An 18384-nucleotide genomic window follows, 5' to 3' on the forward strand; every position below is an offset into this window, starting at 1 on the left:
AGCGGAGACATATCATGACATGGTCCTTCTCTCTCGGCCGGCTGCTCGGGTCCGAACTGAGGGTCCATGTCACCTTTTTCCTGTTGCTCGCCTGGATCGGGTTCGCGGCCTATACGCAGGGTGGATGGAACGCAGCCCTGCAAAACATCATCTTTGTCCTGCTGCTGTTTGCCTGTGTGGTGGCGCACGAGTTCGGGCACGCGCTTATGGCGCGGCGGTTCGGCATCAAAACCCCCGACATAACCCTTTTGCCCATCGGTGGCCTTGCTCGGCTTGAACGCATGCCGGAAAAGCCTATGCAAGAGGTCTGGGTGGCGCTGGCCGGGCCGGCGGTCAATATCGTGATCTGGTTTGTGCTGGTCACTTTTGGGGCCAGCATGCCCATTGAAACGATGGCCCAGATCGACTCGGTCCATATCGGACTTCTGAACCGGTTGGCCTATATCAATCTCCTGCTTGCTGCATTCAACATGATCCCGGCATTTCCGATGGATGGCGGACGCGTTTTCCGGGCCCTGCTATGCCTCAAGATGGACCGGGTCAAAGCCACCCGCGTCGCAGCAATGGGCGGGCAAGTTGTGGCGATTGGGTTGGGCTTTCTGGGCCTGAATACAGGCAACCCCATTCTGGTGCTGATAGCTGTCTTTGTTTTCATCGCGGCCAACGCGGAAAGTCAGGATGTCGCAATGCGATCTGTGGCCCGGCGGGTATTGGCGCGCGACGCCATGATCACCGAATTTCATCCGCTTTCGCCCGACGATACGCTCGACACTGCGGCGCAGGCCGTCATTCATACCACGCAGCACGAGTTTCCGGTGATTGAAGCCGACGGAACCCTATTGGGATTCGTGACCCGCAACCGCCTATTTGCCGCTCTTGAGGGAGATCGTCCCAGATCAGACCCTGCCACTTCGATTATGGAGACGGATATTCCGTCGGTTCAATTGACCAGTGGCCTGGAAACCGTTCTGGATGGTCTGCACAAAGGCGCACCCGCAATTGCCGTTCGAACTGCCGGTGGGCGCATGATTGGGTATATCACACGCGAAAATATTGGTGAGCTGATGGTTCTGCGCGGCCGCTGAATGCGCCTTTCAATCAGCTGATTGAAAGAGCATCCTCAAGCACGGACAGGACCGCATCGCGCGGAACATCAGAGGTCACAAAAGCCTGACCTATCCCGCGCGCCAGAATAAACCGCAATTGTCCATCAATGACCTTCTTGTCCTGCGCCATCAGATCCACCAGAGCCTCGGCCCCCGGCAATTCACCGGGAATGTCAGCCAGATCCGTTTTCATCCCCATCGCCCGAAGATGTGCCCGCACCCTGCTGGGATCTTCCTGCGAGCATATCCCCAGCCGCGAGGACAGTTCAAAAGCCAGGGCGCATCCAATGGCGACACCTTCCCCATGTAAAAGCCTGTCCGAATATCGCGTTGCCGCCTCGAGCGCGTGACAGAATGTATGACCAAGATTCAGCAAGGCTCGATCACCCTGCTCAGTCTCGTCGCGCGCAACGATGTCGGCTTTCATCTGGACGGACCGGGTAACGGCGTGCACACGGGCCTGCATATCGCCCGCCGATACCGAAGGCCCGTTCGTTTCAAGCCACTCAAAGAACGCGGCATCGCCCAACAGGCCGTATTTTACCACTTCCCCGTAGCCCGAAAGAAAGTCCCGCTGTGTCATGGTGCCCAAGACCGAGGTATCCGCAAGCACCAGTGAGGGCTGGTGAAACGCGCCAATCAGGTTTTTGCCTTGGGGTGCGTTGATGCCCGTCTTTCCACCGACCGAGCTGTCGACCTGCGCCAGCAGCGAGGTCGGGATCTGCACGAACCGCACACCGCGCCGCAACACCGCAGCGGCAAATCCGGCCAGATCGCCAATGACGCCACCGCCGAGTGCGACAACGACATCGCGCCGTTCGATCTTTTCCGCCAGCAGCCATTCGACCGCACGTTCAAAATGAGGCCAGCTTTTAGTCGCCTCGCCGGCGGGCAGTGCCAGCGCGCTCATGCTGATGCCTGCAGGTTGCAACCCATCGCGCAAACCATCCAGGTGTAATGCGGCGACATTCTCGTCCGTCAAAACCGCCACTTTTGGCCGATGCAGCAAGGGCGCGATAAACTCTCCGGACTTCGCCAACAGATCGGGTCCAATCTCAACGTCGTAAGACCGATCTCCAAGTTCCACATTTACGGTTTGATGCATTTATTTTTGTTCCAGAACGTCCGGGCGCGTCATCAAAGACTCGATTACCCGGTTCACCATATTGTCGATCGAAATTTCGCCGTCCGAAACAACGGTCAGATCAGCCTGCGCATAGACCGGCACGCGATCTTCATACAAGGCGCGTAAGGTCGCGTGCGGATCAGCCGTGCGCAGCAAGGGGCGCGTGTCTTTGTGCCGGACGCGGTTCCACAACACATTCAGATCGGCGCGCAGCCAGACCGACACCCCACGTTCGCTGATCATCCGTCGGTTATCCCCCGACAAAAATGCGCCACCGCCGGTGGAGAGGATGCCTTTTTTCTCATCCAGAAGACGCCCGATGACCTGGCTTTCCTTGGTCCGGAAAAAGGCTTCACCATCGCGTTCAAAGATTTCCGGGATCGTCATATTCGCCGCCGATTCGATTTCGGCATCGCTGTCCAGAAAGGGCACGCCAAGCCGCGCAGCAAGGGCGCGACCCACGGCCGTCTTTCCTGCACCCATCATTCCCACCAAAACAACCGTTTTGTGCAGTGCAAAGCCTGCTGACGGGTCAACCGTGCGGGTGTTATGCTTAATTTCGCTCATTTCACCGTGAATGACGTGATCTTGTGAAAATTGCCAGTTATAACTTGGTCAAAATCAAAAATTGAGGCAGCGTTGAGCCATGGGCCGCTTGATCAAGTTCGTTATATATATCATTTGCCTGAGTTTCATCGGGCTGGTCGCCTATACCTATGTTGGCCCCTACTTCGGCGCGGACTTCTCTGCCCCGCAAAGTGAAATACGCGAACCGGTTGATTTGGATGCGAATTAAAGCAGCGGCGGTTTTGCTGGTTCTGGCTGGTACGGCGCAAGCGCAACAGGAACCTCTCTCGGCCATTGACTGGTTGACCGATCCGCCCGAAAACCTGCCAGGTACAGTTCTGCTGGAACCCCCGGTTACCCAGACCGGCATTCAGCCCGACGTCCAGGTCACACCGCTCGAGGCTTTGTCGCAACCGCTGGGCCTCGTGTCATCATCGGTCACCGGGCTGCCCGTCGATCTGTGGCAGAACAGCGATCCAGATCGTTTGGCCGAGCTGATTGCGGATGTTCCGGTCAAATACAATGCAGCCATGCAAAGGTTGCTGTTCACCCTGCTGCTATCTGAAGCGCGGGCGCCCTCGGGACCAGAAGCGGAAGAAACGCTGTTATTGGCCCGCCTGGACCGGCTGATGCAATTGGGGGCCGCTGATCCTGCCCAGTCTCTGGTTCAGCTTGCCGGACCAACCGATAGCCAAGCGCGATTTCAGCGTTGGTTTGACGCCACACTTCTGACTGGCGACGAGGACCGCAGCTGCACCGCTTTGATTGCACAGCCTTATCTGTCGACCGACTACGCTGCTCAAATCTTCTGCAAGGCGCGCCGCGGAGACTGGGTCTCGGCCGCGCTGACACTGGAAGCCGCGCATGCGTTGCAAATTCTGCCCGACGAAGATCTGGCGGTTCTTGATCGCTTCCTTAGCCCTGAACTGTTTGAAGGGGCCGCCTATCTGCCGCAGCCTGAAAACCCCGATCCGCTGAGTTTCCGGCTGTTTGAAGCCATTGGCGAACGCTTGCCCTCGGCCCCTTTGCCCCGAGCATTTGCAAACGCGGACCTGCGCGATGTTGCAGGCTGGAAAGCCCAGATCGAGGCAGCCGAACGTTTGACGAGAATCGGCGCTTTGACCCCCAATCAGTTGCTTGGCCTTTATACCGAACGCAAACCTGCGGCGTCGGGCGCGGTCTGGGATCGGGTTGCGGCTGTTCAACGGTTTGAAAGCGCGCTTGAAACCGGGAACCCCTACTCCATTGCCGAAGCCCTGCTGACGGTCTGGAACCAGATGCACGACATCGGGCTGGAAGTTCCTTTTGCCGAACTGTTTGCCGAACGGCTGTCGCGGGTTACGCTGCCAGATGAAGCATCCGAAGCCTTGCGCTGGCGCATTCTGCTTTTGTCTGAATTGTACGAAACCGCTGCAATTGACATACCGGAAACGGAACAAGGAACACAGTTTCTGGCAGCACTGGCCCAAGGTGATCCCGGTCGTGCCAAATCACCATCTCCACTTGCAGATGCCGTTGCCGAGGGGTTTGTCTGGGCCGCACCGATCCCATCCGACATCGAAACCTTGCTGGTCAATGATCAGCTGGGCGAGGCCATTCTGGAGGCCATGACCCTTTTTGCCCATGGTGCACGCGGAAATCTTGTGGACCTGACCGCGGCCATCGCCACTTTGCGCCGCGTCGGACTTGAAGATACAGCCCGTCGCGCGGCGCTTCAGTTGCTGATCCTTCAAGGGGTTTGAGAATGGCATCCCCGGCCACTCAGGACCTATGGATTTCCACCTTTTTACAGGCTCAGGCGGCCGAGCTTGGGGCGGCAACCAACACCCTGCTGGCCTATGGGCGTGATCTGAAAGATATTGCGGCCTGGCTGGAGCGGCGGTCTTCGAGTTTCGCTGACGCCGACAGGGACCGGATCGAAGCCTATCTGATCGATTGCGACGCACAGGGGCTGTCTCGCTCGACCCGCGCGCGGCGATTATCGGCCATCAAGCAATTGTACCGGTTCGCCTTCGAGGAAGGCTGGCGCGACACCAACCCGGCCATTCAGATCAAGGGTCCCGGACGGCCCAAACGATTGCCCAAAACGCTGGATGTACCCGAGGTCGACAGGCTGCTGGACGCCGCACGCCAAACCGGGCGCAGTGTCGCGGATCGGGTTCGCAATACCTGCCTGATGGAGCTTCTTTACGCCACGGGAATGCGTGTGACCGAGCTGGTCTCGCTGCCGGTTTCATCGGCGCGTGGCGATCCGCGCATGCTTCTGGTTCTGGGCAAAGGCGGGAAAGAGCGGATGGTGCCCCTGTCCCCGCCTGCCCGCGATGCGTTGGCGGCATGGCTGCCCCTGCGGGACGAGGCCGAAGACCAAACGGTCGCGAAAGGTGGGCAAAGATCCCGGTTTCTGTTCCCGTCCCGGGGCAAGTCCGGCCATTTGACACGGCACAGGTTCTTTTTGCTGGTCAAGGAACTGGCGGTTCAGGGCGGTGTTTCGCCCGAAAAGGTCACACCGCACACTCTGCGCCATGCTTTTGCCACCCACCTCTTGGCCAATGGCGCAGATCTTCGGTCGATCCAGACCTTGCTGGGTCATGCGGATGTGGCGACCACGGAAATCTACACTCATGTTCTGGACGAACGCCTGTCAGAACTGGTGTTGGAGCATCACCCGCTGGCGAAAGACCCGGACAACAAGGGCTAAACCCTTGATCCGGAGGGGTGGCACCCCCATAACAATCGCAACCGCATCAACAATAAAGAACAATGGAACCCACTTCTTCACTGATCGACGGCGCTTTTTGGTTCACCACCGGCGCAATCCTATTTTTGCTTGTTCTGTCAGGCTTCTTTTCGGGATCCGAAACGGCATTGACCGCGTCATCCCGCGGCAAGCTGCGGGTACAAGCCGACAAGGGATCACGCGGTGCGCAAAAAGCGTTGGACATTACCGACGACAATGAACGCCTGATCGGTTCGGTTCTGCTGGGCAACAATCTGGTCAATATTCTTGCCGCCTCGCTGGCAACGGCACTTTTTACGCGACTGTTCGGCGAAAGCGGTGTGGCGCTGGCAACGCTGGTGATGACCTTGTTGGTTTTGATCTTTGCCGAGGTTCTGCCAAAGACCTATGCCATCACGAACGCGGAAAAAGCAGCCGCCGCGGTGGCTCCTATCATCGGAATCGTGGTGACGGTGTTTTCCCCTGTCGTCGCGGCGGTGCGTCTGCTGGTGCGCGGCGTGTTGCGCCTGTTTGGCGTTCAGATTGACCCCAACAGCAACATCCTTGCCGTGCGCGAAGAAATCGCGGGCGCCCTGCATCTGGGACATTCCGAAGGCGTGGTCGAAAAAGAAGACCGGGACCGTATTCTGGGCGCGCTTGATCTGGGCGATCGCGCGGTGGAAGAGATCATGCTGCATCGATCCAATATCGAAATGATCGATGCGGACGACGCGCCCGAAAAAATTCTGAAACAATGTCTGGAAAGCCCGCACACCCGCTTGCCCGTCTTCCGCGACGAGCCCGAGAACATTGTCGGCGTCGTGCACGCCAAGGACCTGTTTCGCGCCATGTATGCCCAGGTGGGCGGACACGACGGCGACACAGACCGGCTGAAGTCCTTCGACATCTCCAAGGTAGCCACCGATCCGTATTTCGTTCCCGAAACCACTACTTTGGACGATCAGATGCGGGAATTCCTGCGCATGCACAGTCATTTTGCACTGGTTGTCGATGAATACGGCTCGCTCCGCGGCCTGATCACGCTTGAGGACATTCTTGAAGAGATCGTGGGCGAAATCGCCGATGAGTTCGATCTGGACGAAGAAATAGCGATTACGCGGACCGATGACGGGCAGTTTCTGGTCGAAGGCGCGATGACGATCCGAGACGTCAACCGCGCGATGGAATGGACCCTGCCCGACGAAGAGGCCAACACCGTCGCCGGCCTGGTCATTCACGAGGCGCAGATGATCCCGACTGTCGGACAGGTCTTTTCCTTCCACGGGTTCCGCTTTGAAGTCACCGCGCGGGAAGGCAACCGGATCACCGGGCTGAAGATCCGCCCACTCTGAAGCAGGATGCTATAGCAGCCAGCCGCAGGAGTCCGGCCTCCCAACGCAATCGATTGTTTGCGTGCCCAAGCGACACCCAATGTCGTATTTGGCGTTGCATCCCCTGCCCGCCGATACAGACTGGCATAAAACCTTGTGGAGCAAATCATGAATCTCACAACCCGGGTTGCCGTGATCGGCGGCGGTGTCGTCGGATGCTCGGTCCTGTACCACCTGACCAAACTTGGGTGGTCAGATGTTATGCTGCTGGAACGGTCAGAGTTGACCAGCGGATCCACCTGGCACGCGGCCGGGGGGTTTCACACACTGAACGGCGACACCAATATGGCTGCCCTTCAGGGCTACACCATCCGCCTGTACAAAGAGCTGGAAGAGATCACAGGCATGTCCTGTGGGCTGCATCACGTGGGTGGAGTCACGCTTGCCGATAATCAGGACCGGTTTGACATGCTTCTGGCTGAACGGGCCAAACATCGGTTCATGGGACTGGACACTGAAATCGTCGGGCCCGAAGAAATCCGCAAGATTGCGCCGATCACCAACACCGAAGGCATCATCGGCGCGCTGTATGATCCGCTCGACGGGCATCTGGACCCGTCCGGTACGACCCATGCCTATGCCAAGGCGGCCCGGATGGGCGGGGCCACGATCGAAACCCATTGCATGGTCCGGGAAACCCGGCAACGATCTGACGGCACATGGGATGTCGTCACCGACAAGGGTACGATCCACGCCGAACATATTGTCAACGCTGGCGGCTTGTGGGCCCGCGAGGTCGGGGCGATGGCGGGTATCTATTTCCCGCTGCATCCGATGGAGCACCAGTATCTCGTTACCGACTCGATCCCGCAGATCGAAGCAATCATTGACGCAGGCGGCGAACACCCGCATGTGATGGACCCCGCTGGCGAAAGCTATCTGCGGCAAGAAGGACGCGGTCTTTGCATCGGTTTCTATGAACAGCCCTGCAAGCCTTGGGCCGTGGACGGAACCCCGTGGGAGTTCGGCCACGAATTGCTGCCCGATGATTATGACAAAATCACTGACAGTATCGAATTTGCCTATAAACGCTTCCCCGTTCTGGCCGAAGCGGGCGTGAAATCCGTGATCCACGGCCCGTTCACCTTTGCACCTGACGGGAACCCTCTGGTCGGGCCGGTGCCGGGCATGCGCAACTACTGGTCAGCTTGTGGCGTGATGGCCGGGTTCAGCCAGGGCGGTGGCGTTGGCCTGACGCTGGCGCAGTGGATGATCGAAGGCGAACCCGAACGGGACGTCTTTGCCATGGACGTTGCCCGCTTTGGCGATTGGATAAGCCCCGGCTACACCCGCCCGAAGGTGATTGAAAACTATCAGAAAAGGTTCAGCGTCGCCTACCCGAACGAGGAACTGCCCGCTGCGCGTCCAAACCGAACCACACCGATGTATGACATTTTCAGCAACATGGGCGCGGTCTGGGGCCAGCAATTCGGGCTGGAAGTTCCCAACTACTTTGCCCAGGGTGATGAACCGGACTACGAAACCCCGTCTTTCCGTCGTTCTGACGCATTCGAGGCCACCGGCCGCGAGGTGCGCGCGGTTCGTGAAGCCGTAGGTATCAACGAGGTTCACAACTTCGGAAAATACCGCGTCACGGGACCTGATGCCCGGGCCTGGCTGGACCGGATCATGGCGGGACGAATTCCGCAAGTCGGGCGGCTGTCCCTGTCTCCGATGCTTTCTCCCAAAGGAAAACTGATCGGTGATTTCACCATTTCCTGTCTGGGTGAAACAGAATTTCAACTGACCGCCTCTTACGGCAGCCAGGCGTTTCACATGCGTTGGTTCCGGCAGAACCAAACCGGACATGTCGAGATTGAAAACATCAGCGATCGCCTGAACGGATTTCAGGTCGCGGGCCCCCTGGCCCGCGATGTTCTGGCAGCCTGTACGCGGGACGACGTATCAGGCCGGAAGTTCATGGATGTACGCCGCATGACGGTGGGCATGACCGACTGCATTGTTCAGAGGGTCAGCTATACCGGCGATCTGGGGTACGAGGTGTTCTGCGAACCAATGGCCCAACGACAGTTGTGGCAGACCTTGTGGCAGGCCGGTCAACCGTTTGGAATGGTGCCGTTTGGCATGCGCGCAATGATGAGCCTGCGTCTGGATAAGTTTTTCGGCTCGTGGATGCGTGAGTTTTCACCGGATTACACTGCTGCGGAAACCGGACTGGATCGGTTCATCTCGTTTACAAAAAACGCTGATTTCATTGGCCGCGCGGCAGCCGAGCACGAAAAGGAAGCCGGTGCCACACGCCAGCTTGTAGCCTTTGAAGTCGACGCGGAGGACACGGATGTAAACGCATACGAACCGATTTGGCTGGACAACGAAGTTGTCGGGTTCTGCACGTCCGGCGGATATTCACATTACGCCGGTAAATCTATCGCCCTGGGGTTTCTGCCCGCTGACCGCGCCCACGACGGACTTGAAGTTGAAATCGAAATACTTGGCCAGATGCGCAAGGCGCACGTGATCTCAAAACCGCTGTTCGATGCGGATGGTGCGCGGATGCGGGGATGACTCGGGGCTGCAGCCCCAGCATGATGGCGGAATGAATCAGATACCCGTCATTCTTCTGGCCGCAGGGCAATCCAGCCGCATGGGCGGTACGGACAAGCTGATGCAGGATGTCGACGGCATCCCTTTATTGCGCCGCTCGGCCCGGGCTGCGTTGGCAGTCGGGCCGGTCTTTGTTGCGGTGCCTCCCGCCCCGCATGCGCGTTACGGGGCCGTAAAGGGACTCGATGTTCATGCGGTGGAAATCCCGGATGCCGATGAAGGCATGAACGCCAGCCTGCGCGGTGCCATGGCCGCTATCCCAACCGAAGCCAAAGCCGTCATGGTTCTGCTGGCGGACCTTCCGGAATTAACAGGCAATGATCTGGAGGCGGTCGCAGCCTGTGTCACAGCTCATCCGGACAAACTGATCTGGCGCGGTGCAACAGAAAACGGAAAGCCGGGGCACCCTGTCATTTTCGACCACAAGCTTTTTTCGTTACTGAGCCAGCTCAAGGGCGACGAGGGCGCGCAATCCGTTGTGCGTGCAAATTCCAACAGGGTTCATCTGCACCGCCTGCCCGGACGCAACGCGCTGCTGGATCTGGATACACCAGAAGACTGGGACGAGTGGCACAGAACACGGCCCCCGAAATAGACGCGGCCCGGTCGTTGTCGACCGGGCCGGTTGCCCAAAAGCAAGACTACCACTTTTCACCAATTCCAAAAGCGCGACCCAACCACCTTACAAGGCTATCGGGTATTACGCTGCCGAACCTAAACAAGACCCCCTCGTTAACATGCCGCTCAGCGCTTCTGGTACTGAGTAAGCCTTCAGCACCCCCTAGTGCTTCTGGCTCCCCCTCGCTTGGACAATTTCATCGTCGCTTATCCGACCCTTTCAAACAATCTAAAATTGGAAGAAACGGTTAATTTCGAGGAATTCAGGTAGTTTTTGCGCAACATCTCGCTTATTGAAGATCAACTTTAACGCGATTACGCTCTTATGGCCAAGTTACAAACCGATGTTTTATGATTGCTTGGAGTGATCAATAACGGCAAAAAGAAAATGCGTTACACTCAGGTCTAGTCAGTAGATAATATCTCTTCACAACCTGAAAGCGATTTACTGATCCGCACAACTTTGCGCGACCCCTTTGTTTACCAAACAGATTCAATTCAACAGTTTTCATCCATTGACAGCGATTTTGGCAACAATACACCGATTCGTGAGCTGCGATCCCTTTTCACGACCGGTATCGGTTGACCTGATTGGTAACAAAGGAAGGCCCGAATGTGGCTGAATTAAGATTTCTTAATTTCGCGATCATGAAAGCCCAAACCTGAAGCGGCATCTTCTGTCTCAACGCGCGGGTGTAACCGCGTGATGTTAACAGGAGAACTAAATGAGCATCCGAAAATCCTCGCTTCTTTTGCCACGAACGTCTGGCTGGATCGGCGCCAGCGCCCTGGGCGCAACCATGCTGGCCTCGACCGCCCTGCCGTCGTTGGCCGATGAAGCCCTGGCAGACCTGGTCGAATCCGTTTCGCCATCGGTCGTGACCATTATCGCCAAACAACAGGCCGCCCCTACCCCGGTTCAGGGAAAAGAGTTTGATTTCGAAGGCCACCCGTTCGGTGAGTTCTTCAAGCGCTTCGGCATGCCTGAAGGTTTCGACGCCCCCCAACGCGGCCCGACCCAGGGGCTGGGTTCGGGATTTGTGCTGGATGAGGACGGCTACATCGTCACCAACCACCATGTCGTAGACAATGCCGCCACGGTTACGGTCCGTCTGAGCGATGACCGAACCTTCGAAGCCGAGATCGTGGGGACAGACCCCCTGACCGATATCGCCGTTCTGAAAATCGACGCGGGCGAGGACCTGCAGGCCGTCAAGATGGGTGATAGTGAAGTAATCCGCGTGGGTGAAGACGTGGTCGCTATCGGCAATCCGTTCGGTCTGCATTCGACCGTGACCACCGGTATCGTTTCGGCCAAGGGCCGCAACATCTCGCAAGGGCCATATGCTGAATTCATCCAGACGGATGCGGCCATCAACAAGGGCAACTCGGGCGGCCCGCTGTTCAACATGGAAGGCGAAGTGATCGGCGTGAACTCGGCCATCTACTCACCCAGCGGCGGCTCGGTCGGTCTGGGCTTTGCCGTAACCTCGAATATCGTCGAACACATTACTGCAGACCTTTTGGATGATGGTCAGGTAAGCCGCGGCTGGTTGGGTGTCTCGATCCAGAACGTAAGCCCCGAACTCGCGGCCGCATTGGGGATCGATTCGTCAGCAGGCGCACTTGTGTCGGATGTCGTACCCGGCAGCCCTGCGGAAGGCGCCCTGCAGCAGGGCGACGTGATCCTCAGCTTCAATGACCAGAGCGTTGATTCCAGCAGCGAGCTTCCGCTTCTGGTCGGCACGACCAAGGTCGGCACGGACAGCACGCTGACCGTGTTGCGCGACGGCAAGGAGGAACAGGTCAAACTGACCATCGGACAGCATCAGTCCGCATCGGCGGAACCCGACAAGGCGGTTGACGAGACCCTGTCCGGTACATCCCTTGGTGTGACAGTTGCCCCGCTGACAGATACCGCGCGGGCCGAAATGGGCGTTGACCAATCCGTCGAAGGTGTCGTTGTGACCGACATGTCGCCGGACAGCCCGGCTGAAAAAGCAGGGCTTCGGCGCGGTGACGTAATCGTCAAACTGGGCGGTCAGGACACGATCACTCCGGAGGCCCTGAAGGCGGCGCTGGACAGCGAAAAGACTGATCCTGCGCTGGTTCTGATCAATCGCGGTGGCAACCAGATCTTCGTCGCGGTCGAAATCGCCTGATCTGAAACATGCGCGTGCCACGTGATGGGGAAATTTGGCGCGCGCCTCGCCGGCGGGTCTGAATTGTCCGCAGCCTGCCGGCACTGCCGGGTGTGCCTGGTCGCACCCGGCATGTGCTTTATCTGAAATTTGTGTTTAAATCCCGGCAGAAAGGAACCTCGATCATGAGCAGACGCCTTCTGATCGTCGAAGATGACGAAGAGACGCGGGACTTTATCGCCAAGGGGTTTGGCGAAGAAGGATATGTTGTCGAAACTGCGGCCGATGGCCGTGAGGGGCTGTATCACGCAACTGACGGAGGATTTGACGCTGTCGTCCTTGACCGGATGCTGCCGGGTCTTGACGGGCTGTCTCTGATCAAATCCATGCGCGCCGCCGGGTTGAAGACGCCCGTACTGATGCTGACCGCCATGAGCGCCGTTGACGAGCGCGTCAAGGGCTTGCGCGCCGGTGCCGACGATTATCTGGTCAAGCCATTCTCGTTTCAGGAACTGCATGCAAGGATTGAGGCATTGTTGCGCCGCCCTCAGGAAGCCGAAGAAAACCCGACGCTAAACTGCCGGGACCTTGAAATGGACCTGTTGACCCGCAAGGTCACGCGCGACGGTCGTGAAATTTCCCTGACCCCGCGCGAGTTCCAGATCCTGGAATTCTTCCTGCGCCGCAAGAACCGCGTGGTGTCCCGCACCATGCTGCTGGAAGGCGTGTGGGACTACCACTTTGATCCCAATACCAATGTCGTCGATGTCCATATCTCAAAACTCCGCCGTCAGTTGGATGAAGGCGACGCCCAGCCCCTGATTGAAACTGTCCGGGGGGCCGGTTACATGATTTCTGATGGCTAACCTGCGACTGTCCCTGCGAAATTCGCGTACGCGGCTTGTTTTGGCCAGCATGATCCTCAGCACATTGCTGACTGCGACCGTTCTAGGACTGGTCTATTTGACGGCAAACAGAACGATCGAAGGCGAAACGCGGTCTGTCGTAACCGCCGAGCTGACCGGGCTGGCGGACGAATACGACAGACGCGGAATGATCGGATTGATATCAGCCATTGATCGCCGTCTTGCGAACGCGGCCGAACGTGACGCTTTGTATTTGTTGACGGACAGGTTTGGAACACCTCTTGCCGGTAATCTCGCACAATGGCCCGACGATGTGACTGCAGGCAGCGGATGGGTCGATCTTCAGGTGCGGCAAACCGAATCCAATCAGTTTGTTCCGATTTCGGCGGCATCGGTCCGGCTGCCCGGCGGTGAAAGGCTTCTGGTTGGACGGGACGCGTCCGCCAGACAGCAGTTCGACCGTGTGCTGTTTCAATCAGTGGCGCTCGCCCTGGCCATTGCACTGGTTCTGAGCCTGCTGACCGGATGGTTGTTAACCCGGCTGGTGTTTTCCCGTCTCAAGGATGTTGCGGACACCGCGGACAACATCGTGTCCGGCGACCTGAGCCGCCGCATTCCTATTCGCGGCACGGGGGATGAATTCGATCAGGTCGCAGGCACCCTGAACAACATGCTGGACCGGATCGAAGAACTGATCAGCAACCTGCGCACGACATCAAACTCGATTGCCCATGATTTGCGCTCGCCCCTTTCGCGGCTTCGGCAAAGGATCGAAGCCTTGACCGATCCCGGCAAGAGTGGTCTGGACCGAGAAGTCGACATCGCCCGCGCGACCGGTGAAATCGACCACGTTTTGCGGGTTTTGGGTCAGTTGACCGAGATTTCACGCGCCGAGGCCGGTCTGGGCCGGGAACAGTTCGAAACAGTTGACCTGCAACAGTTGGTGGGCGACGTGGTGGACCTGTACGAGCCTGTCGCGGCGGACCAGGGTATCCGACTTTTAGTATCCGGCGAAGCAAAGCCTATTCAGGGGCATCGACCGCTTCTGTCCCAGGCTTTGTCAAACTTACTCGAAAACGCGATGAGATACGCGCCCGAAGAGTCTGATATTACGATAAACCTGTCCGGAATAAAGGATTACGTTCTTCTTAGCGTCAGAGACCAGGGCCCCGGTGTTCCGCCCGAGGATCTGCCGCGCCTGCAACTGCCATTCGTCACGCTCGATCCCGCGCGCACCGAACGCAATTCCGGACTGGGTCTGGCGCTGGTCGCGGCGATTTCGCATATGCATGGGGGCAAATTCTCGGCACGCAATTGCAATCCGGGGCTTGAAGCAACACTGACGCTGGCGCGAAAGGGTTAGTCGGGAATCCCGTCAATCGCCATCATCTTGTTTTTATAACGCTTGTCCCCGGTCACATCTGTACCGAACCAGCTTGGCGGCCTGAACCCTTCTGCTTCGGCCGCCGATGTGAACTCGACCTCGACCAGAGACAAGGGCGCAAGATCGCCCAGAAACACGTCCAGCTCAAACACCCGACCATCCGGCAACTCCCCGGTATAGCGCTCTTTTTCGACCCTGCGGCCCTCGGTCTCGGGCCAGAAGGTGTTGAATTGTTCGGGTGTGATTTCAGCCTCTCTTTCCACACGCACCATTGCACCCTTTCCCTTCAGTGTCAGGTAATGAACGTCGTTCTTCTGACGCAACCGCAGTTCGGTGGAATCGTCTGGCGCAGTCAGATAGCCCTGCCGCACCAAGGCCTTGCGCGTTTCTGTCAGATCAGGCCGTTCAGCCACCAGAAACTTACGTTCGATTTCCGTGCTCATGTCAGGGCTTCCAACTCGTCAAACAGCGCCTTGTAGGCCCGGCTTGCCACGCTCGAGCCCGCATAAACGCTGACAGGCGCGCGGTGCATACCCATGCGTTCAATATCGGCTGCGAAGGGTATGACCGTTTTCATGAACCTCTTGCGATACAGCTTTCGCATTCCATCCATCGTTTCCAGATGAAGGGTCTTGCGCCGTTGCACCATGGAAAAGAAGGCCTTGAGCTTCTTTTTGGGCAGTTTTTTCTGTTCAAAAAAACCGATCAGCTGATCGAATGTCCGTTCCGACAAGGTCGTCGGAATGACTGGAACCACAATCTGATCGGCAGCCTTGAATACGTTCTCGGACAATGTCGAAAAGTTTGGCGGACAGTCCAGAATGACCACATCATAGTCACTGCCCGCCGCAACCAGGGCTTTCTTCAACCGGGATCTTCTGTTTTTCATTCGCGACAGGAAAACATCGAAATCGCGATAGGTCAGGTTAGCAGGCAGGACGTCCAGCCGGTCAAAGTCGCTGGCGCGGATCGATTTGGTAAACCTTTCCACATCCTCGAAGAATCGTGCTTCAGTCAGCTTCTTTGACGGCTTTACCCGCAGGTAGAATCCTGACGCCCCTTGGGAATCCAGATCACACAGCAGCACGTTTTGACCCGAACGCGCATAGGAATACGCAAGATTGACCGAGGTCGCGGTTTTTCCCACACCACCTTTGTTGCTGTAGCAGGCAATGGTTTTCAATCCTCAGTCCCCCTTATGATGAAACAAGCTGCGGAAAAGATGCCGGATGTCCGGGCTGTCAAAATGGTTGAAATTGGCGATCACACGATCCCGTTCGGATTTTTGCCGCTGATCAAGCACCGAAATCAGCCCACCAGCGGCCAAGGCCATTTGGGCATCCACCCGGCCTTGTGTGTTCGACTGTTTAGTCACAAACCCTAGCAGCGCGTCCTGCTGGACTGAACAGTCATTGAAACGCCCCAGATTATCTTGCAACTTTTTCAATGGCTTGATGATCGACTTGAATGCCTTTGCATCAAAAAGTGGTGCAAAGTACTCCATAAGATACCTGAGTTTCTTGCAGTCGATCCTGAGATCGTGGACCGCTTTATCCGGGGTCATGGGGGATATACGCCGCGCCCTTTTGCAAACCTTGCGGTAGCGTTTCCAGATCAGGGCGCAAGCATATTCATAAGCGCCGCGTTCGGCGTTGGGCCCGGGTTGCAAAGACTGGGGAGCTGCAAGCAGCGCCGCAAGGTCATCCATCTGCTTTTGATAGGCTGCACTGCGGAACCGACGGGACAGGCTTGAAAGTTTCTGCGCACGTTCCGTCTGGAATTGCCGAAACATGGCCTCGGCACCGTCATGAAGATTGGGCGGTATCAAGCTGAAATACATATCCTTTTCCAAAAGGTAAACATCCAAGTCCCGCAGCCGACCGGTCGGGGCCATAAGGTCGGAAAATTGCCGCTTGAGGGCATTCGTATGCGCAGGTGAAAAGACCCCTTTGAACAGGCTGAGAACCGAGCGGACACGCCGCAACGAAACGCGGTAGTCGTGAAGAAACTCGGTATCAATGTCGGCAATAACACCCGCTTCGTTCCGCCGCGCAACAGCCAGAAAGGTGCGCATCAGATCCACGGCAACCTCGATTGAAGGCTCTTCTTTTCCCAATAGTACGATAGGTTTGGATTGATACGGGGGCGTTTCAGGGAACAGGATGGGGTAAACGACATCAAGACCGCCTTCGTCCCCGGCCATTTCCTGCAATGCTGCGCAGATCGTTTCATAGGCGGGTTCATATCCGCGCAGGGAACGAACTCGCACCAATGTCGCCTGCCTGTTTTCGGATTTCAGCGAAATCAGTTCGCCGCGCACACGCGTCTTTTCCAAATTGTCAACTGCGGCAAATTCCTGGATTTCCAAATCTCCTGCACCAAGGTTCATCAATGCACGCAGCTTTGGAAATCCGTTCAATGCATCACGTACCGGACCGTCCGATAGATCCTGAACGAACTTTCCCGTGCCTGTGCCCTTCTGAACCGGAAATCCTGCATTGCCCTGCAAAAGCCGCAGTGTTTCGCCGACCTCCAGCAAGATCGACCCTGCCGACCTGAGCGATTGATCGTGGCAATCCAGCCAGTTGAAGGACTGCGGCGGATTCCCACCTTCAACCCGTAAGGCCAGCCCTTTCAGGCCCTTGTTGAACGCAAGCGGGTCAAATTTCCCTTCAACAACGTACACTCCGGCCAGTTGCACCATCAGGGTCGGTCCTTGAGAGGCACGCGGGGCTCATCGATCAAAAAAGTTTCCATGATTTCTGTCTCACTCACTTCTTCGATCACCCGGCTTTCGCGACATTGTATTCGGCTACCGATTGTTACCGGTTTCCTTGATTTTCCAACATCGGAGACTTCACGGCAATATGGCACCATGAAACCGTAGCTTGGGTGATCAGGCAAGCATTGCGTCAATGTTATCCTTCAGGCCGGCGACACTCCATCAACCGGATGACAGCATCGCGGCGTCCAGATAAGACTTGGGCATGTCAGATCCTGTTTCATCCATCCGCAACCTCGGCCCTGCCTTTGAACAGGCATGCGCACGCGCTGGAATTCATTCGGCGCAGGAGTTGCGCGAACTGGGGGCCGACGCGGCGTATGCCCGGCTGCTTCACGCAGGGTCACGACCGCATTTCATTGGCTACTATGTACTTGTCATGGGATTGCAGGGCCGCCCCTAGAACGATTGCAAAGGCGAGGAAAAGAAAGCGCTGCGTCAAAGGTTCGATGCGATCAAGGCCAATACAAAGACCGCCCCGCAATCGAAGTTGGTTTCGGACCTCGACGCCATCGGAGTGCGCATCACGTCGAATGACCTCAAGCCAGTTTGAACAAAAAAAACCGCCCCCGAAACCGGAGGCGGCCTAATCTGTTCACCAAAGTGGTGGCTTAGCCGACCAGCTCGATGCCCGAGAAGAAGTAAGCGATTTCAACCGCTGCTGTCTCAGGTGCGTCCGAACCGTGGACCGAGTTTTCGCCAACCGATTCAGCGAACTCGGCGCGGATGGTGCCAGCTGCTGCGTCTGCAGGGTTGGTTGCGCCCATGACTTCACGGTTCTTTGCAATGGCGCCTTCGCCTTCCAGAACCTGAACAACGACCGGAGCCGACGACATGAATTCGCACAGTTCGTCATAGAACGGACGCTCGGCATGTACTTCGTAGAACTTGCCGGCTTGTTCCTTGGTCATGTGGATGCGCTTTTGCGCAACGATGCGCAGGCCGGCTTCTTCGAACTTGGCGTTGATCTTGCCAGTCAGGTTGCGGCGGGTTGCATCGGGTTTGATGATCGAGAATGTGCGTTCCAGTGCCATGTCGGCCTCTCCTTACTATATGACGCGGACCCGCGCCGAAATCTATCGCGCGCCGCCTAGCATGGTCTGTCCCTTATGAAAAGCACTA

Annotated in this window: 16 protein-coding genes and 1 pseudogene; 11 read left to right on the top strand and 6 right to left on the bottom strand. The window is 57.3% G+C overall.

What is annotated here, in order from left to right; all coding sequences use genetic code 11:
- The first annotated feature begins 14 nt into the window (after positions 1 to 14).
- The gene (locus ACR0MI_RS15010) at positions 15 to 1085 is read left to right on the top strand and encodes a site-2 protease family protein (RefSeq protein WP_170616317.1); all 1071 of its coding nucleotides are present in this window, start codon (positions 15 to 17) and stop codon (positions 1083 to 1085) included.
- A 13-nt stretch (positions 1086 to 1098) separates the two neighbouring features.
- Here the strand turns inward: ACR0MI_RS15010 and aroB are convergent, their stop codons facing one another.
- Together aroB and ACR0MI_RS15020 are read right to left on the bottom strand one after the other, a co-directional pair.
- Positions 1099 to 2211 carry a 3-dehydroquinate synthase gene (gene aroB, locus ACR0MI_RS15015; RefSeq protein ID WP_170616315.1) on the bottom strand — a complete coding sequence of 371 codons (1113 nt, stop codon included), beginning with the start codon at positions 2209 to 2211 and terminating at the stop codon, positions 1099 to 1101.
- A complete protein-coding gene (locus ACR0MI_RS15020) occupies positions 2212 to 2799 on the bottom strand; it encodes a shikimate kinase (RefSeq protein WP_170616314.1) in 588 nt (195 codons plus the stop codon).
- Between the two features lie 79 nt (positions 2800 to 2878).
- On the opposite strand from ACR0MI_RS15020, the gene ACR0MI_RS15025 reads away from it, so the two are divergent.
- The 9 genes from ACR0MI_RS15025 (at position 2879) to ACR0MI_RS15065 (ending at position 14459) form a co-directional block, all read left to right on the top strand.
- Positions 2879 to 3028: a hypothetical protein gene (locus ACR0MI_RS15025; RefSeq protein WP_170619029.1), complete on the top strand. Its 150-nt coding sequence runs from the start codon at positions 2879 to 2881 to the stop codon at positions 3026 to 3028.
- Positions 3018 to 4541, top strand: a complete 1524-nt coding sequence (locus ACR0MI_RS15030; RefSeq protein ID WP_170616312.1) for a hypothetical protein — start codon at positions 3018 to 3020, stop codon at positions 4539 to 4541. The genes ACR0MI_RS15025 and ACR0MI_RS15030 overlap by 11 nt, the downstream gene beginning before the upstream one ends.
- A 2-nt stretch (positions 4542 to 4543) precedes the next feature.
- Entirely contained in the window at positions 4544 to 5497 is a 954-nt protein-coding gene (locus tag ACR0MI_RS15035; RefSeq protein ID WP_170616310.1) for a tyrosine recombinase, read from the top strand.
- Positions 5498 to 5559: 62 nt separating this feature from the next.
- Positions 5560 to 6867: an HlyC/CorC family transporter gene (locus tag ACR0MI_RS15040; protein ID WP_170616307.1), complete on the top strand. Its 1308-nt coding sequence runs from the start codon at positions 5560 to 5562 to the stop codon at positions 6865 to 6867.
- A 147-nt stretch (positions 6868 to 7014) separates the two neighbouring features.
- Positions 7015 to 9432, top strand: coding sequence for a GcvT family protein (locus ACR0MI_RS15045; RefSeq protein ID WP_170616305.1), 2418 nt, complete (start codon positions 7015 to 7017; stop codon positions 9430 to 9432).
- A 31-nt stretch (positions 9433 to 9463) separates the two neighbouring features.
- Positions 9464 to 10066 (top strand): nucleotidyltransferase family protein, encoded by a 603-nt coding sequence (locus ACR0MI_RS15050; protein ID WP_170616303.1) that lies wholly within the window; start codon positions 9464 to 9466, stop codon positions 10064 to 10066.
- 748 nt (positions 10067 to 10814) lie between these two features.
- Positions 10815 to 12251: a DegQ family serine endoprotease gene (locus tag ACR0MI_RS15055; protein WP_170616301.1), complete on the top strand. Its 1437-nt coding sequence runs from the start codon at positions 10815 to 10817 to the stop codon at positions 12249 to 12251.
- A gap of 164 nt (positions 12252 to 12415) precedes the next feature.
- A complete protein-coding gene (locus ACR0MI_RS15060; protein WP_170616300.1) occupies positions 12416 to 13096 on the top strand; it encodes a response regulator transcription factor in 681 nt (226 codons plus the stop codon).
- A complete protein-coding gene (locus ACR0MI_RS15065) occupies positions 13089 to 14459 on the top strand; it encodes a sensor histidine kinase (protein WP_170616298.1) in 1371 nt (456 codons plus the stop codon). Before ACR0MI_RS15060 ends, ACR0MI_RS15065 begins: the two co-directional genes overlap by 8 nt.
- On the opposite strand, the gene ACR0MI_RS15070 is transcribed toward ACR0MI_RS15065, so the two are convergent.
- From ACR0MI_RS15070 to ACR0MI_RS15080, 3 genes are read right to left on the bottom strand one after another with little or no spacing between them, the layout of a single operon-like run.
- Entirely contained in the window at positions 14456 to 14923 is a 468-nt protein-coding gene (locus tag ACR0MI_RS15070) for a CYTH domain-containing protein (protein ID WP_170616296.1), read from the bottom strand. The genes ACR0MI_RS15065 and ACR0MI_RS15070 overlap by 4 nt on opposite strands.
- The gene (locus ACR0MI_RS15075) at positions 14920 to 15663 is read right to left on the bottom strand and encodes an AAA family ATPase (RefSeq protein ID WP_170616293.1); all 744 of its coding nucleotides are present in this window, start codon (positions 15661 to 15663) and stop codon (positions 14920 to 14922) included. Before ACR0MI_RS15075 ends, ACR0MI_RS15070 begins: the two co-directional genes overlap by 4 nt.
- Positions 15664 to 15666: 3 nt before the next feature.
- Entirely contained in the window at positions 15667 to 17184 is a 1518-nt protein-coding gene (locus ACR0MI_RS15080; RefSeq protein ID WP_170616290.1) for a CHAD domain-containing protein, read from the bottom strand.
- Between the two features lie 283 nt (positions 17185 to 17467).
- Between ACR0MI_RS15080 and ACR0MI_RS15085 the strand changes: the two are divergent.
- Positions 17468 to 17815 (top strand): annotated as a pseudogene (locus ACR0MI_RS15085) (TfoX/Sxy family DNA transformation protein).
- Positions 17816 to 17873: 58 nt separating this feature from the next.
- On the opposite strand, the gene ndk reads toward ACR0MI_RS15085, so the two are convergent.
- Positions 17874 to 18296 (bottom strand): nucleoside-diphosphate kinase, encoded by a 423-nt coding sequence (ndk, locus tag ACR0MI_RS15090; RefSeq protein ID WP_155143779.1) that lies wholly within the window; start codon positions 18294 to 18296, stop codon positions 17874 to 17876.
- Positions 18297 to 18384: the final 88 nt, after the last annotated feature.

The organism is Ruegeria sp. D4, from assembly GCF_056534475.1.

What these genes read in the sequence shown, in the direction of transcription:
- ACR0MI_RS15070 (WP_170616296.1), bottom strand. Translation starts at nt 14,923, where the DNA reads ATGAGCACGGAAATCGAACGTAAGTTTCTGGTGGCTGAACGGCCTGAT.
- ACR0MI_RS15055 (WP_170616301.1), top strand. Translation starts at nt 10,815, where the DNA reads ATGAGCATCCGAAAATCCTCGCTTCTTTTGCCACGAACGTCTGGCTGG.
- ACR0MI_RS15040 (WP_170616307.1), top strand. Translation starts at nt 5,560, where the DNA reads ATGGAACCCACTTCTTCACTGATCGACGGCGCTTTTTGGTTCACCACC.
- ACR0MI_RS15065 (WP_170616298.1), top strand. Translation starts at nt 13,089, where the DNA reads ATGGCTAACCTGCGACTGTCCCTGCGAAATTCGCGTACGCGGCTTGTT.
- ACR0MI_RS15030 (WP_170616312.1), top strand. Translation starts at nt 3,018, where the DNA reads ATGCGAATTAAAGCAGCGGCGGTTTTGCTGGTTCTGGCTGGTACGGCG.
- ACR0MI_RS15050 (WP_170616303.1), top strand. Translation starts at nt 9,464, where the DNA reads ATGAATCAGATACCCGTCATTCTTCTGGCCGCAGGGCAATCCAGCCGC.
- aroB (WP_170616315.1), bottom strand. Translation starts at nt 2,211, where the DNA reads ATGCATCAAACCGTAAATGTGGAACTTGGAGATCGGTCTTACGACGTT.
- ACR0MI_RS15020 (WP_170616314.1), bottom strand. Translation starts at nt 2,799, where the DNA reads ATGAGCGAAATTAAGCATAACACCCGCACGGTTGACCCGTCAGCAGGC.
- ACR0MI_RS15010 (WP_170616317.1), top strand. Translation starts at nt 15, where the DNA reads ATGACATGGTCCTTCTCTCTCGGCCGGCTGCTCGGGTCCGAACTGAGG.
- ACR0MI_RS15035 (WP_170616310.1), top strand. Translation starts at nt 4,544, where the DNA reads ATGGCATCCCCGGCCACTCAGGACCTATGGATTTCCACCTTTTTACAG.
- ndk (WP_155143779.1), bottom strand. Translation starts at nt 18,296, where the DNA reads ATGGCACTGGAACGCACATTCTCGATCATCAAACCCGATGCAACCCGC.
- ACR0MI_RS15045 (WP_170616305.1), top strand. Translation starts at nt 7,015, where the DNA reads ATGAATCTCACAACCCGGGTTGCCGTGATCGGCGGCGGTGTCGTCGGA.
- ACR0MI_RS15025 (WP_170619029.1), top strand. Translation starts at nt 2,879, where the DNA reads ATGGGCCGCTTGATCAAGTTCGTTATATATATCATTTGCCTGAGTTTC.
- ACR0MI_RS15080 (WP_170616290.1), bottom strand. Translation starts at nt 17,184, where the DNA reads ATGGTGCAACTGGCCGGAGTGTACGTTGTTGAAGGGAAATTTGACCCG.
- ACR0MI_RS15060 (WP_170616300.1), top strand. Translation starts at nt 12,416, where the DNA reads ATGAGCAGACGCCTTCTGATCGTCGAAGATGACGAAGAGACGCGGGAC.